This is a genomic window from Sphaerimonospora sp. CA-214678 (genome assembly GCF_050942215.1).
Lineage (GTDB): Bacteria > Actinomycetota > Actinomycetes > Streptosporangiales > Streptosporangiaceae > Sphaerimonospora.
Map to the genome: position 1 here is coordinate 3,376,983 of NZ_CP192056.1, position 15,906 is coordinate 3,392,888.

The 15,906-nt window shown below is 71.6% G+C and carries 14 protein-coding genes; 3 read left to right on the forward strand and 11 right to left on the reverse strand.

What is annotated here, in order from left to right:
- Positions 1-114: 114 nt before the first annotated feature.
- The 6 genes from ACQP1K_RS15215 to ACQP1K_RS15240 all read right to left on the reverse strand — a co-directional run bounded on the left by ACQP1K_RS15215 (position 115) and on the right by ACQP1K_RS15240 (position 7,061).
- Complete coding sequence (locus ACQP1K_RS15215) at positions 115-2,409, reverse strand: FdhF/YdeP family oxidoreductase (RefSeq protein ID WP_433496346.1); 2,295 nt, start codon at positions 2,407-2,409, stop codon at positions 115-117.
- 15 nt (positions 2,410-2,424) lie between these two features.
- The gene (locus tag ACQP1K_RS15220) at positions 2,425-3,528 is read right to left on the reverse strand and encodes an aromatic ring-hydroxylating oxygenase subunit alpha (RefSeq protein WP_433501558.1); all 1,104 of its coding nucleotides are present in this window, start codon (positions 3,526-3,528) and stop codon (positions 2,425-2,427) included.
- A 190-nt stretch (positions 3,529-3,718) separates the two neighbouring features.
- Positions 3,719-4,342: an MBL fold metallo-hydrolase gene (locus ACQP1K_RS15225; protein WP_433496347.1), complete on the reverse strand. Its 624-nt coding sequence runs from the start codon at positions 4,340-4,342 to the stop codon at positions 3,719-3,721.
- Positions 4,342-5,427, reverse strand: coding sequence for an S-(hydroxymethyl)mycothiol dehydrogenase (locus tag ACQP1K_RS15230; protein ID WP_433496348.1), 1,086 nt, complete (start codon positions 5,425-5,427; stop codon positions 4,342-4,344). The genes ACQP1K_RS15225 and ACQP1K_RS15230 overlap by 1 nt, the downstream gene beginning before the upstream one ends.
- A gap of 72 nt (positions 5,428-5,499) precedes the next feature.
- Positions 5,500-6,708 (reverse strand): NAD(P)/FAD-dependent oxidoreductase, encoded by a 1,209-nt coding sequence (locus tag ACQP1K_RS15235; protein ID WP_433496349.1) that lies wholly within the window; start codon positions 6,706-6,708, stop codon positions 5,500-5,502.
- The gene (locus tag ACQP1K_RS15240) at positions 6,705-7,061 is read right to left on the reverse strand and encodes a bifunctional 3-phenylpropionate/cinnamic acid dioxygenase ferredoxin subunit (RefSeq protein WP_433496350.1); all 357 of its coding nucleotides are present in this window, start codon (positions 7,059-7,061) and stop codon (positions 6,705-6,707) included. The genes ACQP1K_RS15235 and ACQP1K_RS15240 overlap by 4 nt, the downstream gene beginning before the upstream one ends.
- A 417-nt stretch (positions 7,062-7,478) precedes the next feature.
- On the opposite strand from ACQP1K_RS15240, the gene ACQP1K_RS15245 reads away from it, so the two are divergent.
- The 3 genes from ACQP1K_RS15245 (at position 7,479) to ACQP1K_RS15255 (ending at position 10,108) form a co-directional block, all read left to right on the forward strand.
- A complete protein-coding gene (locus tag ACQP1K_RS15245) occupies positions 7,479-8,453 on the forward strand; it encodes a glucosyl-3-phosphoglycerate synthase (protein ID WP_433496351.1) in 975 nt (324 codons plus the stop codon).
- Between the two features lie 111 nt (positions 8,454-8,564).
- Positions 8,565-9,422 (forward strand): dihydropteroate synthase, encoded by an 858-nt coding sequence (gene folP / locus ACQP1K_RS15250; RefSeq protein WP_433496352.1) that lies wholly within the window; start codon positions 8,565-8,567, stop codon positions 9,420-9,422.
- Entirely contained in the window at positions 9,419-10,108 is a 690-nt protein-coding gene (locus ACQP1K_RS15255) for a hypothetical protein (protein WP_433496353.1), read from the forward strand. The genes folP and ACQP1K_RS15255 overlap by 4 nt, the downstream gene beginning before the upstream one ends.
- A 45-nt stretch (positions 10,109-10,153) precedes the next feature.
- Here ACQP1K_RS15255 and ACQP1K_RS15260 read toward each other — a convergent pair whose 3' ends face one another.
- From ACQP1K_RS15260 to ACQP1K_RS15280, 5 genes are all read right to left on the reverse strand, one after another.
- The gene (locus ACQP1K_RS15260; protein ID WP_433496354.1) at positions 10,154-11,134 is read right to left on the reverse strand and encodes an AraC family transcriptional regulator; all 981 of its coding nucleotides are present in this window, start codon (positions 11,132-11,134) and stop codon (positions 10,154-10,156) included.
- A 108-nt stretch (positions 11,135-11,242) separates the two neighbouring features.
- Positions 11,243-12,223, reverse strand: a complete 981-nt coding sequence (locus ACQP1K_RS15265; protein ID WP_433496355.1) for an AraC family transcriptional regulator — start codon at positions 12,221-12,223, stop codon at positions 11,243-11,245.
- 202 nt (positions 12,224-12,425) lie between these two features.
- Positions 12,426-13,292, reverse strand: a complete 867-nt coding sequence (locus ACQP1K_RS15270) for an alpha/beta fold hydrolase (RefSeq protein ID WP_433496356.1) — start codon at positions 13,290-13,292, stop codon at positions 12,426-12,428.
- 623 nt (positions 13,293-13,915) lie between these two features.
- The gene (locus ACQP1K_RS15275; protein ID WP_433496357.1) at positions 13,916-14,524 is read right to left on the reverse strand and encodes a DUF1707 SHOCT-like domain-containing protein; all 609 of its coding nucleotides are present in this window, start codon (positions 14,522-14,524) and stop codon (positions 13,916-13,918) included.
- A 273-nt stretch (positions 14,525-14,797) separates the two neighbouring features.
- Positions 14,798-15,784, reverse strand: a complete 987-nt coding sequence (locus ACQP1K_RS15280) for an AraC family transcriptional regulator (protein WP_433496358.1) — start codon at positions 15,782-15,784, stop codon at positions 14,798-14,800.
- Positions 15,785-15,906: the final 122 nt, after the last annotated feature.

Here is a 15,906-nt window from a genome sequence, read left to right on the forward strand (position 1 = left end):
CTGCAAGATCACGGATGGGGATTTCGCAGGTGACAGGGCACCTGTGCCAGCAAGTGCAAGATCACGGGGATGGGGGGTGGGATGTTGGTGGGGGTGGGGGGTGGGTGATGGGGGTCAGCTGGAGGTCGGGCGGAGGGAGACGACGACGCTCTTGGACGTGGGGGTGTTGGAGGTCTCGGCGACCGAGTCCAGCGGCACGAGCACGTTGGTCTCCGGGAAGTAGGCCGCGCAGCAGCCGCGCGCCGTCGAGTAGGCGACCACGCGGAATCCCGGGGCCACCCTCTCTCCGTCGGGCCACTCGCTGACCAGGTCGACCATGTCGCCGTCGGCGAAACCTCGCTCGGCGAGATCGTCCGGGTGGACGAACACCACCCGGCGGCCGTTCCGTACGCCCCGGTAGCGGTCGTCCAGTCCGTAGATCGTCGTGTTGTACTGATCGTGGCTGCGGATGGTCTGCAGCAGCAGCCGGCCGGCCGGGACGCGCAGCACCTCCAGCGGATTGACGGTGAAGTTCGCCTTGCCGGTCGCCGTCGGGAAACGGCGCTCGTCACGCGGCGCGTTCGGCAGCGTGAAGCCGCCGGGGCGGCGGGCCTTCTCGTTGTAGCCGGCGAACCCCGGCACCACCCGGGCGATCCGATCCCTGATCACGTCGTAGTCCGCCTCGAACTCGGCCCAGGGGACGTGCGGATCGTCGTCGCCGTAGACCTCGCGGGCCAGGCGGGACACGATCGCGACCTCCGAGAGCAGGGCGGGTGAGGCCGGCCGCAGCCTGCCCCTGGAGCCGTGCACCATGCCCATCGAGTCCTCGACCGTGACGAACTGCTCTCCCCCGCGCTGCACGTCCCGCTCGGTACGGCCCAGCGTGGGCAGGATCAGCGCCTCCTCGCCGCACACCGCGTGCGACCGGTTCAGCTTGGTCGACACCTGCACGGTGAGCCTGCATCGGCGCATGGCCGCCTCGGTGGCGGCCGTGTCGGGGGTCGCGGCCACGAAGTTGCCGCCCATCGCGAAGAACACCTTGGCGGCGCCGTCGCGCATGGCCCGGATCGCCTCCACGGTGTCCAGGCCGTGGCGGCGCGGCGGCTCGAAGCCGAACTCGTCGCGCAGCGCGTCCAGGAACGCCGCCGACGGCTTCTCGTAGATGCCCATCGTCCGGTCGCCCTGCACATTGGAGTGGCCCCGCACCGGGCAGACGCCGGCACCGGGCCTGCCGACGTTGCCGCGCAGCAGGAGGAAGTTGACGATCTCCCTGATCGTGGGCACCGACTTCTTGTGCTGGGTGAGCCCCATCGCCCAGCACACCACGACCGAGCGGGCGGCCAGCACGTCCCGGGCCGTCGCCTCGATCTCCGCCCTGGTCAGCCCCGTGGCCTCCAGCACCTCCGCCCAGTCCAGGTCGCGCACGTGCGCCGCCCACTCGTCGAACCCGTGGGTGTGCTCGTCGACGAACTCGCGGTCGATCACCGTGCCCGGGGCCGCGTCCTCGGCCGCCTGCAGCAGCGACGACAGCGCCTGGAAGAGCGCGCAGTCGCCGCCGAGCCTGATCTGCAGGAACCGGTCGGACAGCGTCGTGCCGCCGCCGGCGACGCCGGAGGGCCGCTGCGGGTTCTTGAACCGCAGCAGCCCCGCCTCGGGCAGCGGGTTGACGGCCACGATGCGTGCGCCGTTGCGCTTGGCCTTCTCCAGCGCGCCGAGCATGCGCGGGTGGTTGGTGCCGGGGTTCTGGCCGACCACGAAGATGAGATCGGACCGGTAGAGGTCGTCGAGCAGCACCGTGCCCTTGCCGATGCCGAGCGTCTCGGTCAGCGCCGACCCGCTGGACTCGTGGCACATGTTCGAGCAGTCCGGCAGGTTGTTCGTGCCGAACCGGCGGACGAAGAGCTGGTAGGCGAAGGCCGCCTCGTTGGAGGTGCGGCCCGAGGTGTAGAAGACGGCCTCGTCGGCGCCCACCAGCGCCTTCAGCTCGCGGGCGACGATGGCGAAGGCGCGCTCCCACGACACCGGCTCGTAGTGGTCGGCGCCGGCCGGCTTGTGCATCGGCTCGGTCAGCCTGCCCTGCTGGCCGAGCCAGTAGTCGCTGCGCCCGGCCAGCTCGCTCACCGGGTGCGCGGCGAAGAACTCCGGCGTGATCCTGCGGAGGGTCGCCTCCTCGGCGACCGCCTTCGCGCCGTTCTCGCAGAACTCGGCGGGGCTGCGGTGGTCTCCCTCGGGCCAGGCGCAGCCCGGGCAGTCGAACCCGTGCTTCTGGTTGACCCGCAGCAGGGTCAGCGCCGTACGGCCCGCGCCCATCTGGCGGTACGCCATACCGAGCGCGTGGCCGACGGCGGGGATCCCACCGGCCCAGTCCTTGGGCGGGTGGATCTCCAGGCGTTCGTCGCCGGCGTCGTCACGGGGTGCCTTGCGCGTCATCTGATGAACGCCCTTTCATGCTGTCGCTCGATCCGACAACCGGCCGCGCAGCCAGTCGTGGAACAGGCCGATGTGGTGCTCGCTGGGCACCAGGACCCCGCCGTCGGCGTACATGCGCGAGCCCATCGCGGGCTGGCACCGCTCGCACGCGTCGAAGTCCTGCGTGTTGACCCGGTGGAACAGCTCCACGGACCTGTCGATGTCCGCGCCGCCGTCCACGACCTCGGGGAGGTACAGCCAGTCGCACTCCACCACCGTACGATCCGCCGCCAGCGGGAACATCCTGTGCCAGATCACGTGGTCGGGCACGAGGTTGACGAAGACCTGCGGCTTGATCGTGATCGCGTAGTAGCGCCGGTCCTGCTCCCGGCTGATCGTCGGGATCCGGTCGAGGCCGCTGGAGCCGTCCACGGTGAAGCCCTGGATCTCCGCCCCGAACTCCGCGCCGTGACCCACGTAGTACTGCGCCGCGTAACCGTCGGCGAACTCCGGAAGCACCTCGGTGAGCTCCGGATGGATGGTCGCGCAGTGGTAGCACTCCATGAAGTTCTCGACGATCAGCTTCCAGTTGGCCTTTACGTCATAGACGATACGCCTGCCCACCTTGAGGCCCGCGACGTCGTAGTTGCCGATCTGGGCGACGTCGCCGAGCCGGGCGCGCACCTCCCCCACGACGTCCTCCTCGAACGAGGGCGGATCGTCGGCGAGGCAGACCCACACGTACCCCAGCCACTCCCGCACGGCCACGTTCACCAGCCCGTACGCCACCCGGTCGATGTCGGGCATCTTGGTGAGGTTGGGCGCGGCGACCAGCCGGCCCTCCAGGTCGTACGTCCAGGCGTGGTAGGGGCACTGGAAGGCGCGCCTGACCTCCCCCGACTCCTCGGTGCTGATCCGCGCCCCCCGGTGCCGGCAGACGTTGTAGAAGGCGCGGATCGAGTTGTCCCGCGCCCGCGTGATCAGGATGCTTTCGGCGCCGACCTGCACCGTCTTGAACGCCCCGGGCCGGGGCAGGTCGGCGGCCCGAATCGCGCAGAACCACATCGACTCGAAGACGCGGCGCTGTTCCAGGGCGAAAACGTCCGGGTCCGTGTAGTAAGCGCCGGGCAGAGTGGACATCAGGCTGGGGGGCGGGCTCTGCCGGGGCCCTGGGGGCAGGCTGGTGGTGCTCACTGGTTCGCTCCTGCTGGTCGTGCGCGATAGGGAGTGCGGCCAGGGAGTGTCTGACGGCCCGTCGCGAGCGCGGATCCGGACGGACGCGAGGCGCCGTCCGGGCCGCGTACGGCAGGGCGTGTTCTGTCAGGCGCTCCTAGTGGCCGCGGCGGATCCAGTCGTCCAGATGCGGCGCCTCCGCGCCGATGGTGGTGTCGGCGCCGTGCCCGGTGTGAACCACCGTCTCCGGCGGCAGCGGCAGCAGCACCTCGCGGATGGAGGAGATGATGGTCGGGAAGTCGCTGTGGGAACGTCCCGTGGCGCCCGGACCGCCCTGGAAGAGCGTGTCGCCCGTGAACACCACGCCGAGTTCCGGGACGTGCAGGCAGACCGCGCCGGGCGCGTGACCCGGCGTGTGCAGGACCCGTACGTCCACGCCCGCCACCCGCAGCGTCTGCCCGTCGGCGAGCGGGCCGTCCGGCTTGGCCTCCGCGTGTGCCATATTCCACAGCACCTCGTCGTCGGGGTGCACCAGGATCGGCGCGCCGGTCCTGGCCGCGAGGGCGGGCGCCGCGTTCACATGGTCGTTGTGGGCGTGGGTGCAGACGATAGCGGTGACCCGCCGATCGCCGACGGCCGCCGCGATCGCGTCCGCGTCGTGCGCGGCGTCGACGACCATCACCTCGTCGTCGTCGCCCAGCAGCCAGACGTTGTTGTCGACCTCCCAGGTCCCGCCGTCGAGGCTGAACGTCCCGGAGGTGACGACCTTCTCGATCCGCATCACAACACCACCACCGAACGCAGCACCTCACCGCGGTGCATCTTGTCGAACGCGGCCTCGACGTCGCCGAGCTCGATCGTCTCGGAGACGAAGGCGTCCAGGTCGAGCCGCCCCTGCCGGTAGAGCGCGACCAGCATGGGGAAGTCGCGGCTGGGCAGGCAGTCGCCGTACCAGCTGGACTTGAGCGCGCCGCCGCGGCCGAACACGTCGAGCAGGGGCAGCTCCAGCGTCATCTCGGGGGTGGGCACGCCGACCAGCACGACGGTCCCGGCCAGGTCGCGCGCGTAGAACGCCTGGCGGTAGGTCTCGGGCCGGCCCACCGCGTCGATGACGACGTCGGCGCCGAAGCCGCCGGTCAGGTCGCGGATCGCCTCGACGGGGTCGGTCTCCCGGGAGTTGACCGTGTGCGTGGCGCCGAAGCGGCGGGCCCACTCCAGCTTCCGGTCGTCGACGTCGACGGCGATGATCGTGGTCGCTCCGGCGAGGCCGGCTCCGGCGATCGCGGCGTCGCCGACGCCGCCGCAGCCGATGACGGCGACCGAGTCGCCGCGGGTCACGCCGCCGGTGTTCATGGCGGCGCCGAGGCCGGCCATCACGCCGCAGCCGAGCAGGCCGACGGCGGCGGGCGAGGCCGCGGGGTCGACCTTGGTGCACTGGCCGGCCGCCACCAGCGTCTTCTCGGCGAACGCGCCGATGCCGAGGGCCGGCGACAGCGCGGTCCCGTCGGCGAGCGTCATCTTCTGCGTGGCGTTGTGGGTGGCGAAGCAGTACTGCGGACGGCCACGCAGACAGGCGCGGCACGCGCCGCAGACGGCACGCCAGTTGAGCACGACGAAGTCGCCGGGGGCGACGTCGGTCACGCCCGCGCCGACGGCCTCGACGACGCCGGCCGCCTCATGGCCCAGGAAGAAGGGGAAGTCGTCGGAGATGCCGCCCTCCCGGTAGTGCAGGTCGGTGTGGCACACCCCGCAGGCCTGGATCTTCACGAGGGCCTCGCCGGGACCGGGGTCGGGCACGATGATGGTCTCCAGGCTGACCGGCTGCCCCTTGGCGAGCGCGACGACACCGCGAACCTCATGCGCCATGATTGTCTCCTTCACGATTTCTCGATCGACGTGCTGCAGGCCACGTCCGGCCTGCTCTCAGGGTCTCAGGAATCAGGGCGCGGCGCTCTGGAGCGCCTCGGCCGCCAGCCGTTTGCGCCAGCGGGTGAAGGGCCGCGGCAGATCGATCCCGAGCACCGCGACCGGACGGTCCCCGCGCCGGTAGACCGCCACGAAGCTCCGGTCAGCGAGGCTACCCTCCTCGACCGTGATTTCGTCGCCGGGTCCGGCGTGCCCGGCGAACTGGATCCGCACACCGCACTGGTCGGACCAGAAGTACGGCGGCTCCGGCGGCCGGACGACGCTCCCGGAACCGCCGGAACTCCCCGCGGCGGCGGAGGCGCCCGCCAGCAGCGTCCGTACGGCGACGGCGGGGCGGCGTGCGGCCCCGGTCCAGTGCTCGACCCTGCGGTGAGCCCCGGCGGCGGGGTCGAACCAGGCGGCGCAGTCGCCGACGGCGATCACGCCGGGCACGCCGGTGGCCCCGGTCGCGTCGCACAGCACGCCGTCCGCGATCTCCACGCCCGATCCGGCCAGCCAGGCCACGTTGGGCCGCGCGCCGATCCCGACGACGACCACGTCCGCCGGGACGCGCCGCCCGTCGGTCAGGACCACTCCGTCGGCTCTCGCGGTGCCGGTGACCTCGCGGACGCCGGTGCCGCACAGCACCTCGACGCCCTGCCCCGCCTGGAGCCCGGCCACCACGGCGCCCATCTCGGCGCCGATCGCGGACGCCAGCGGGGCGGGCGCCGGTTCCACCAGGGTGACGTGCAGTCCCAGAGCCCGGGCGGTCGAGGCGATCTCGGCCCCGATGAAGCCGGCGCCGACGACGACGAGCCGCTCGGCCCCGCCGAGGTCGGCCCGCAGCGCCCTGGCGTCGTCCAGGGTGCGCAGCGTGTGCACCCCGGAGAGGCGCTCGGCCCCGGGGAGGGTCCTGGCGGCCGCCCCCGTGGCGATCACCACCGCGTCGGCGCGCACCGTCCCTCCGTCGCCGAGCCGTACGGCCCGCTCGCCCGGATCGAGCGCGGCCGCCGCCGTCCCGAGGATCCAGGTCGCGTCCAGGTCGTCGGTCTCGGTCTCCAGCGCGAGGTCGGCCTCGTCCATCCGGCCGGCGAGGAACTCCTTGGACAGCGGGGGGCGGTCGTAGGGGCGATGCGGCTCGTCGCCGATCAGCACCAGGCGCCCGTCGTATCCCTGGTCGCGCAGCGCCCGTGCGGCGGACAGGCCGGCCAGCGAGGCGCCCACCACCGCGACGGTTCTCACGCGACGCCCTGAGGACGTAGGCAGACCCCCGGCGGCAGGTTGGCGGGGGCCTCGGAGGGGATGACGAAGATCGTGCCGTCCTCGATCACGACCCGGTGGGTGCGCACGGGGAGCTTCGCCGGAGGGGCGTCCACCTGGCCGGTCCGCAGATCGAATTTCGAGGCGTGCAGGGGGCACTCCACCTCGCAGCCCTCAAGCCATCCGTCGGCCAGGGAAGCGTCCTGGTGGGTGCAGGTGTCATCGATCGCGTAGACCTGGCCGTCCTCAGTGTGGAAGACCGCGATCGGCGGCTCGGCATCGAGCCGGAACGCCTCGCCGCGCGGTAGCGAACGAAGCGGGCACGCAGGAATCATCAATCATCCCCAGTTGTGTAAAGAGAAACGCGGAGCGCTATACGCAACAGATTGAGGTCACCGGAACCCCCTGTCAAGAGCTTTCCGCGTGCCTTCCGCAGCACGGAACACAGGCCCGATCCGGCACGCCGGACCGAGCCGTACGGCCCATTCCCGGCGGCTATCGTGATCTCGGCCCGGGGCCCGATTCAGGAATGGCCGGGGCACCCCCCCGGGGCGCGGATCCCCCGGAGTGCCGGCCCTCACGCGGCCCTCGTACGGGCGGCGGGCCCGGGGAAGCGGCGGAGGACGATCGCCTTCGGCACGCCGGCCCGCCGGGGCCGCCGGTTCGGATCACCTCACCGGTTCCGCACGCCGGCGACGGCCTACCCTGTGAGGTGATGGCGGGGATTTCTGCGGACGCATGGGGAGAGCTGCGTGCTACCTGAGGTGGAGGCATGGCTGGCCGGCCGTACGTCGTCGGCGTGCGACTGGCCGGTGAACACCCTGATGGCAGCGAAGGGAAGCACCACGGTCAGCGTGGTCCTCCCGGCCCGCGACGAGGCCGGCACCGTCGGGGAGATCGTGTCGGCCATCCGCCGCGACCTCGTCGACGCCGTCCCCCTCGTGGACGAGCTCATCGTGATCGACTCCCGGTCCACCGACGACACGGCCGACCGGGCCGTACGGGCCGGGGCCAAGGTCATCGCACAGGACGAGATCCTGCCCGAACTGGACGGCCCGGACTACGACGGAAAGGGCGAGGCGCTCTGGAAGTCGCTCGCCGTCACGTCGGGCGACCTGGTGGTGTTCGTCGATGCCGACCTGCGGGAGTTCAGCACCTCGTTCGTGACCGGCCTGCTCGGGCCGCTGCTGGCCGACCCCTCGGTCGCGTACGTGAAGGGCTGCTACGACCGCCCGTTCATCGGCGCCGGCGAACGGGGGGCCCGCACGGGCGGGCGGGTGACCGAGCTGGTCGCGCGGCCGCTGCTCAACCTGCACTGGCCGCTGCTCGCCGGGTTCGTGCAGCCGCTCGCGGGCGAGTACGCCGGCCGCCGCGAGGTGCTGGAGCGGGTGCCGTTCGTCTCCGGGTACGGCGTGGAGCTGGCGCTGCTCATCGACCTGCTCGACCTCGTCGGACTCGACGCGCTCGCCCAGGTCGACCTGGGCCGCCGGGTGCACTCGCACCAGACGACCGAGGAGCTCGGCCGCATGGCCGGGCAGATCATGCACACGGCCTGGTCCCGGCTGGAACGCCACAACAAGATCATTCCAATGGATGCGCCCTCGCTCCGGCTGGTCCAGTTCGAACGCGGACCGGACGGCCACCGGCCGGTGGAACGCGAGATCGCGGTCGCCGAGCGGCCCGCGATGGCGACGGTCCCGCAGTACGCCTCACGCGCCCTGCGCTGAGGCTTCGCCTTTACCCGGCGATCAACGCCGGCACCAGGAGCTTTGATAAGGTTTACCCGGCCTTCGGGCGGTGGACAGGAGGGGCGATCACGGCATGCTGAGGCTGGCTCCATGCTGAGACTGGGTCGACGTGCCGTGGGCGAGGACCTGCTGATCATGGCGATCGTCAACCGCACCCCCGACTCCTTCTACGACAGGGGCGCGACCTTCGCCCGCGAGGAGGCGCTGCGCCGGGTCGACGAGGTCGTGGCCGAGGGCGCCGACATCGTCGACATCGGGGGCGTCAAGGCGGCGCCCGGAAGCGACGTCGACGCGCGGGAGGAGATCGACCGCACGGCCTCGTTCGTCGCCGAGGTCCGGGAGCGGTATCCCGATCTGATCATCAGTGTGGACACCTGGCGTGGCGAGGTGGGCCGGGAGGCCTGCCGTGCCGGAGCCGACCTGCTCAACGACGCCTGGGGCGGCGCCGACCTCGAACTGGCCGAAGTCGCGGCGGAGTTCGGCGCCGGCCTGGTCTGCACGCACGCGGGAGGGCTGCCGCCGCGGACCCGCCCGCATCGGATCGAGTACGACGACGTGATGGCCGACGTGATCGCCGGCACCACCGCGCTGGCCCGGCGCGCGGTGAGCGTCGGGGTCGACCCCGAGCGCATCCTGATCGATCCCGGCCACGACTTCGGCAAGAACACCTGGCACTCGCTGGAGGTGACGCGCCGGCTGGAGGAGATGGTGGCCACCGGCTGGCCGGTCCTGGTGTCGCTGTCCAACAAGGACTTCGTCGGCGAATCCCTGGGCCTGCCGGTCGACGAGCGGGTGGTCGGCACCCTGGCGGTGACCGCGGTGTGCGCCTGGCAGGGGGCCCGGGTGTTCCGCGCACACAACGTCGCCCCGACCCGGCAGGTGCTGGACATGGTCGCGGTGACACGAGGCGTACGGGAACCCGTACGAACCGTGCGAGGTCTGGCGTGATCGTCGCCGCCTGCTGCGTCCCGCAGGCCCCGCTGCTGCTGCCCGGCCTGACCGGCGGGCCCGTCCCCGAGGTCGAGGAGCTGCGCGCGGCTGCGCTCACCGCCGTGCAGACCGTCGTGGGCCAGGGCCTCGACGAGATCGTCGTGGTGGGCGGGGCGCCGCGCACCCGGCCGTACCCGGCGGACTCGCCGTCCCCGGCCGGGCGGCTGGCCCCCGCCCCGGGACGGCCGCCGCTTCCGGGAGCACTGCCGGTGCCGCTGGCCGTCGGCCGGTCCCTCCTGTCCGGCCATCCGGTTCCCCTGATCTTGCATGGCGTCGACGAGCACGCGTCTCCGGGGGACGGCCGCGATCTGGGCCTCGAGATCGGGGCGCGGCCCGGCAGGACCGGGCTGGTGGTCGTCGGCGACGGCGGCGCACGCCGCGGGGAGAAGGCCCCGGGGTACGTCGATCCCCGCGCGCTGGACGCCGACGCGTCGATCGGCGACGCGCTGGCCCGCGCGGACCTCTCCACCCTGGCCGCCCTGGACCCCGGTCTGTGCGACGACCTGCTGATCCGGGGACGCGCCGCCTGGCAGGTCATGGCGGCGGCCGCCGGGGCGCGATCGTGGGCGGGGCACGCACTGTACGGCGACGCGCCCTTCGGCGTGGCCTACTGGGTGGTCACCTGGCTCCCCGCCGCTCCCTGATCCCCGCGGCGGCGTCCGGCCGGTCACGCCGCGTGGGAGGCGGGATCACCGGCGCAGTGTCGCCGAGGGGTTCTCTCCGAAACGCTCGCGGTAGGCGCGTGCGAACCGGCCGAGGTGGACGAACCCCCATTGGAAGGCCACGTCGGTGACCGTCGTGCCGTCCGGGCCGCACGCGGTCAGCTCCGCGTGGGCACGGTCCAGGCGCACGTCCCTCAGATAGCTCCTGGGAGTGGTGTTCAGGTGCCTGCGGAACCCTTCGTACAGCGCCCGCTCGCCGACGCCGACGGCCTCGGCGATGTCGCCCGTGGTGAGAGGTTCGGCCGGGTGGGTCTCGATCAGCTCCATGGCCCGTTTCACCGCACGCGGCGCGATCCGCGGCTGCGCGCTCGTCAGTGCCGACGTGTAGGTGCTGGGCTGTGCCAGCAGCAGCTGGGTCATGAGCAGCCCCTCCGCCTGTCTGAGCGCCGACGGCTGACTCAGCATGCCGCCGCCGGTCTCCGCGTCCTGGCGGATCATGTCGACGACCGACAGCCAGGACCGGGAGGGGGACCGGGTCAGGTCCATCCCCAGCGAGAAGACGAGCGGCGTGCGCGGCTCACGTCCCAGTATGCCGCCGAGGCGGGCCTCGAGCGCGGCACGGTCGAACCACACGACGAGGTGCGGCGCCCCGGCCCCCCACCGCATGGACAGCCGCTCGGTCGCCGACAGCACCGTGGGGAGCCCCGCCGTGGAGACGACCCGTTCCTTGCCCTGAGTCACCTCGGCGACACCCGCCAGCGGGATCTGGACCAGGAAGAAGCTCTCCAGCGCATTCGGCGTGATCACTACTTCCGCTCCGTAGTCGAGGCAGTAGAGACCCGTCCGGTCGAACACCGCCGCGTTCATCCGGGTGTCGAGCCGTGCCCCGCGATCGGCCAAGCGCAGCCCATGGGGACAGAAGACCTCCGCGACCTCCGCACGGGCCTCGTCGAGGTCATGCGTGCGGAGCCGCTCATACGCGGCGAGCGGTAGCGGCCAAGCGCTCATGTCCACCTCCGTCAGGTTGCGCGCTCCGGACGGACTCGCGCGGAACCGGCCGTGTCACGGTCCGCGCGTCCAGGAAGGGTCCGCCGGATGATAGGCACCTGCGAGACCTCACCCGCGCAGCGTCCGCGAGGGGGTCTCGCCGAAATGCCGCCGGTAGGCACGGGAGAACCGGCCGGGGTCGACGAACCCCCAGCGACGCGCGACGTCGGCGACGGTCGTCCCGCCCGGGCCGCGGAGACGCAGCTCGGCGCGCGCGCGTTCCAGGCGTACCTCTCGCAGATAGGCCGTGGGGGTCGTGTCCAGGTGGCGCCGGAAACCGTCCCGCAGCGCCCGAGCGTCCAGGCCGACGGCCACGGCGATGTCCGCCATGGTGACGGGCCGGGCCGCGTGCGCCTCGATCAGCTCCATCGCCCGCTTCACCGCGGCCGGCGCCGCACGCGGCGGTTCCTCGGCCAGGGCGGGAGTGTAGTTGTTGACCTGCGTCAGCAGCAGCTGCGTCATGAGCAGCTCCTCCACCTGATTGAGCACCAGCGGCCTGCCCAGCATGTCGCCGCCGGTCTCCGCCTCCCGGCGGATCATGTCGACGACCGACAGCCAGGACCGGGCGAGGGGTCGGGTCAGGTCCATCCCCAGCGAGAAGACGAGCCGTCTGTGCGGTTCCCATCCCAGCAGGCGGCCGAGGTGGGCTTCGAGCGCGGCACGGTCGAACCACGCGACGAGGTGCGGCGTCCCGGCCTCCCAGTGCATGGAGACGCGCTCCGTCGGTGACAGGACGAAGCCGAGCTCGGGTGTCGTCACGATCCGCTCACCGCGATGGGACACCTGCGCGGCGCCGGCCAGCGGTATCGGGACGACGAAACAGCTCTCCCACTCGTCGGCCGCGATCAACACCTCCCCTCCGTAGTCCATGAAGTACAGGCCGGTGCTGCCGAAGGACGTCCCGTTCATGCGCGCGTCGATCCGCGTCTCACGCTTCGCGATGCTCAGCTCATGGGGGAAGAAGGCGTCCGCGACCTGCGTACGGGCCTCGTCGAGGTCACGCGTGCGGAACCTCTCATACGTGGCGAGCGGTAGTGGTCGAGCGGGCATGTCCGCCTCCCCAGAGGTTGCGCGGCCCAGGCGGCGCCTCACCGTGTTCTCCGCCGAGCGCGGAGTCCGCGGGTCCCGGGTGGCTCAACTCGCAATGATAGGAGGTGAGGTCACGCCGATCTCGACCGGGATGACGTGCGGGTCCGGCCTGACCTGCCCCGGCCCGGCCCGGCGTTCTCCGTACCGCGGCCCGTCCTGGGACCTACTCGGTCAGGATCTGGCGCAGCGTGACGGCGAAGGCCTCCGGGTCGCCCTTCATGCCGAACTCGCCGTCGAGGAACCCGCCGTGGTGGCTGGGAAAGGTCACGGGCTCCGTGCCGAGCCGTTCGGCGACCGCCACGCCGGCGCGGTGGGCCATCTCCCCCTCCGACTCGGCCCCGACACCGATGACGATGCGGGTCGACGCCGCGCGCAGCGCCTCGAAGTCGTGCACGTGGTGCGTACATGTCCTGAGGTTCTGGGCGAACATCGGGTCGTCACGGGAACCGTCGTCCTCCGTCGGCAGTCCGAACTCGGCCGGGCTCTGCACCGGCCGATCAGCGAAATCCGCCGGGATCTCGCCCCGCAGGCTGCTGACGGCGATGAACTTCACCATCGCCGGTCCCAGGCCGCCCTGCTCGTATGTACGGCGGATGTCGGCCACCGCGGCGAGCGCCTGCTCTCGGTCAGGCAGGGCCTGGGCGGCCGGGGGCTCGTGCGCCACGAGCGTGCGCACCTGCTCCGGGTGCCCGGCCACCAGCACCAGCCCGTTCACGGCGCCTCCGCTGCTGGCAAAGATGTCCACCGGCCCGCCGCCGAGCTCCGTGATCAGCCGATGCAGGTCGTCGGCGTGCATCTCGGGTGTCGACTCGGCGGCGCCGCCGGTCCGTTCGCTCCGCCCGATCCCGCGCGGGTCGTACGTCACGACCGTACGATCTCGGAAGTGCCCGGCCAGGCAGGCGAATCCGTCGGCGCCCATCGGCGAGCCGATCATCAACAGCGTCGGTGCTGTGCTTCCCTCGGCCTCCCGCACGTCGTAGTGGAGAACCCCACCGGGCACCTCAAGGGTGTGGGTTTTGGGCTCGGTCATCGAAACCTCCGGTTCCCTCCTGCTCGCCATCCTGCGACGCGACCCTAGCCGTCCGGAGTGACATTTCCCGGCGCGCCGGAAGCCCCGGGGGCGGCGGCCGAACGCCCGTGGCCTGGCTGCGGCGGCCCGGCAGGTCGCCGGGGGATCCCCTGTCGCCGGGGCCGCCCTGCTGGTGGTGTTCGCCTCACTCGCCGGGTTGTTCTCTCCTCTGGCGTTCCCGAGGTCAATCGGCGCGGAAGAAGCGCAACGCCGCAGCGCGGCCGACGGCCGCCCGATCGTCTGCTGGAGGGCCGGCTGTCGATATTGCCTGCGGCTGCGCATCCGGCTGGGCCTCGATGCCCGCCGGGCGCACTGGGTCGACATCTGGCGCGACCCGGCGGGTGCGGCCGCGGTAGGGGCGCCACGGGCGGCGACGAGAAGGTGCCGACCGTGATGGTGGCGGGCCGGCTGTACGTCAGCCCCGACCCCGGGCGGGTACGCCGACAGCTGCACTGATCGATCGCCATGTCCTCCGTCGGCGCGGAGCTCCCGATGGTGGGAAGCGGGATGCGGAAGCGCCGCACCGATCGCCCGGACACGGACGCGGAAGGCACAGGCGCGGAGGGGTGCGGGTGTCGGGCCGCTCAGGTCGCCGGCCTGCGGTACCTCACCCAGACGTCGCCGGTTCGAACGGTGCCGACGAGCCGTACGGTGACGCCGCCGGGTGCCAGGGGCACGCGCCGGCGGTTGTGCACGGCGCCCAGCCACCTGCGGACGACCTCGTCGTCACGCACCCACCAGCCGTGGGGAACGATGATGACGACGTCACCGAACCAGGAGGTGATCTGCACGTCGACGAGGACCTCCGCGTGCGGGCAGTCCGCCGCCATGAAGTCGATCTTCACGGTGCCCCATCGACCGGCCCTGACGCTGATGCGCGGTGGGACCGTCCAGCGTCCCGTCCGTACGACTCTGCCACCGCCGGTGTGCAGCTCGAGCCTGTCACCTGTGTACGCCTCCACTGGACCGGCCCGCACTGCGCCCGCCCCCATCATCGCGGGCGGCGGGGCGGCCTGCGGCAGGTCGGCCACGAGATCGTCCAGTTCGCGGCGGGTGCGGGCGGTGTAGGTGCGATCGATCCGCTCGGTCAGCTCGTCCAGGCTGATATAACCTTCACCGGCCGCCTCACGGAGAATTTCAACCACTTTGTCCCGGTCACGGTCACCCACCCGTAATTCCCGGTGATCGGTCATGACGGCCAGCCTAGAGGGATGCGATCGGGCTGATCCAGACTCCAGGCGATCACATGTTTCCCACCAGGTCGAAGGACCACGAGACCTCCCGCCAGGTCGCCCACGGAACCTGTGAACGACGGCATCGCGGTCTCCGGCGACACATGCGAGTGCGGCCATCCGTGTGGGCCCGGCGGCGCCGGATCGAGGGGCCCGGCGTTCTCCGTACGGCTTCTCGGTGATCAAATTTCAGGGCCGCCTACACCTGCCATGGTCCGGCCGTCTGTGAAAGGATCACCGACAGCGGCGAAGCGTCTCCGAGGGCCCCTCCCCATAACGTTCCCGATAGACACGGGAGAACTGGCAGAGCCGGACGAACCCCCAGCGGCGGGCGACGTCGGCGATCGCCGTGTCGCCGGGGCCGCCGCCGATCAACTCGGCACGCACGCGTTCCAGCCGCACGTTGCGCAGGTGGGCCGTGGGCGTGGTGTCCAGATGACTTCTGAAGCCCTCCTGCAAAGCCCATACGCCCACTCCGACGGCCTCGGCGATGTCCGTCACGGTGAGGGGCTGGGCCGCGCGCGTCTCGATCAGTTCCGTGGCGAGTCTGACCGCCGCCGGTGCCGCACGTGGCTGCTGCTTGGACAGAGCGGAGGTGTAGTTGCTGGGCTGGGTCAGGAGCAGCTGTGTCATGAGCAGTCCCTCGAGCTGTTCGAGAGACAGCGGCTGGTTCAGCAGGTCACCACCGGTCTCCACCTCCCGGCGAAGCAGATCGATGACCGACAGCAGGGAGCGGGAGAAGGGCTGGGTCAGATCCATGCCCAGCGAGAACACGATCGGCCTGCGCGGCTCACGTCCCAGCATGCCGCCGAGGTGGGCCTCCAGCGCCCAGCGGTCGAACCACGCGACGAGATGCGGTGCCCCGGTCAGCCAACGGAGCGACACGCGCTCCGTCGGCGACTGCACGGAGCCGAGCTCAGGCGTCGCCAAGATCCGCTCCCGGCCGAGGGACACCTCGACCGCGCCGGACAGCGGAAAAGCGACAAGGAAACAGCTCTCCCACGGGGGTGTCGCGATCCGTGCCTCGGTGCCGTAGTCGATGGCGTACAGGCCGGTCCGGTCGAAGGCCACCCCGTTCATCCGGGCGTCGAAGCGGGTCTCATGCTTACCAGGGTGCAGTTCATGCGGAGCGAAGGCGTTGGCCACCAGCGCCCGGGCCTCTTCGAGGTCGCGTGTGTGGAACAGTTCGTACTCGGCGAGCGGTAGTGGTCGAGCGGGCACGTCCCACCTCCTCAGATCTCGCGTGGCGCGGGCTGGCGCCATGTCAAGTGGACGGCGGCCACGCCCTCGCCCTGCCCCTCTCTTGCATGATAAGAAAACGGACGGGTCGGTATCTATCGGTA

Coding starts and splice junctions, on each gene's coding strand:
- ACQP1K_RS15260 (WP_433496354.1), bottom strand. CDS start 11,134: ATGAGCGCTTGGCCGCTACCGCTCGCCGCGTATGAGCGGCTCCGCACG.
- ACQP1K_RS15230 (WP_433496348.1), bottom strand. CDS start 5,427: ATGGCGCATGAGGTTCGCGGTGTCGTCGCGCTCGCCAAGGGGCAGCCG.
- ACQP1K_RS15240 (WP_433496350.1), bottom strand. CDS start 7,061: ATGATTCCTGCGTGCCCGCTTCGTTCGCTACCGCGCGGCGAGGCGTTC.
- ACQP1K_RS15265 (WP_433496355.1), bottom strand. CDS start 12,223: ATGCCCGCTCGACCACTACCGCTCGCCACGTATGAGAGGTTCCGCACG.
- folP (WP_433496352.1), top strand. CDS start 8,565: ATGCTGAGACTGGGTCGACGTGCCGTGGGCGAGGACCTGCTGATCATG.
- ACQP1K_RS15225 (WP_433496347.1), bottom strand. CDS start 4,342: ATGCGGATCGAGAAGGTCGTCACCTCCGGGACGTTCAGCCTCGACGGC.
- ACQP1K_RS15270 (WP_433496356.1), bottom strand. CDS start 13,292: ATGACCGAGCCCAAAACCCACACCCTTGAGGTGCCCGGTGGGGTTCTC.
- ACQP1K_RS15220 (WP_433501558.1), bottom strand. CDS start 3,528: ATGTCCACTCTGCCCGGCGCTTACTACACGGACCCGGACGTTTTCGCC.
- ACQP1K_RS15215 (WP_433496346.1), bottom strand. CDS start 2,409: ATGACGCGCAAGGCACCCCGTGACGACGCCGGCGACGAACGCCTGGAG.
- ACQP1K_RS15275 (WP_433496357.1), bottom strand. CDS start 14,524: ATGACCGATCACCGGGAATTACGGGTGGGTGACCGTGACCGGGACAAA.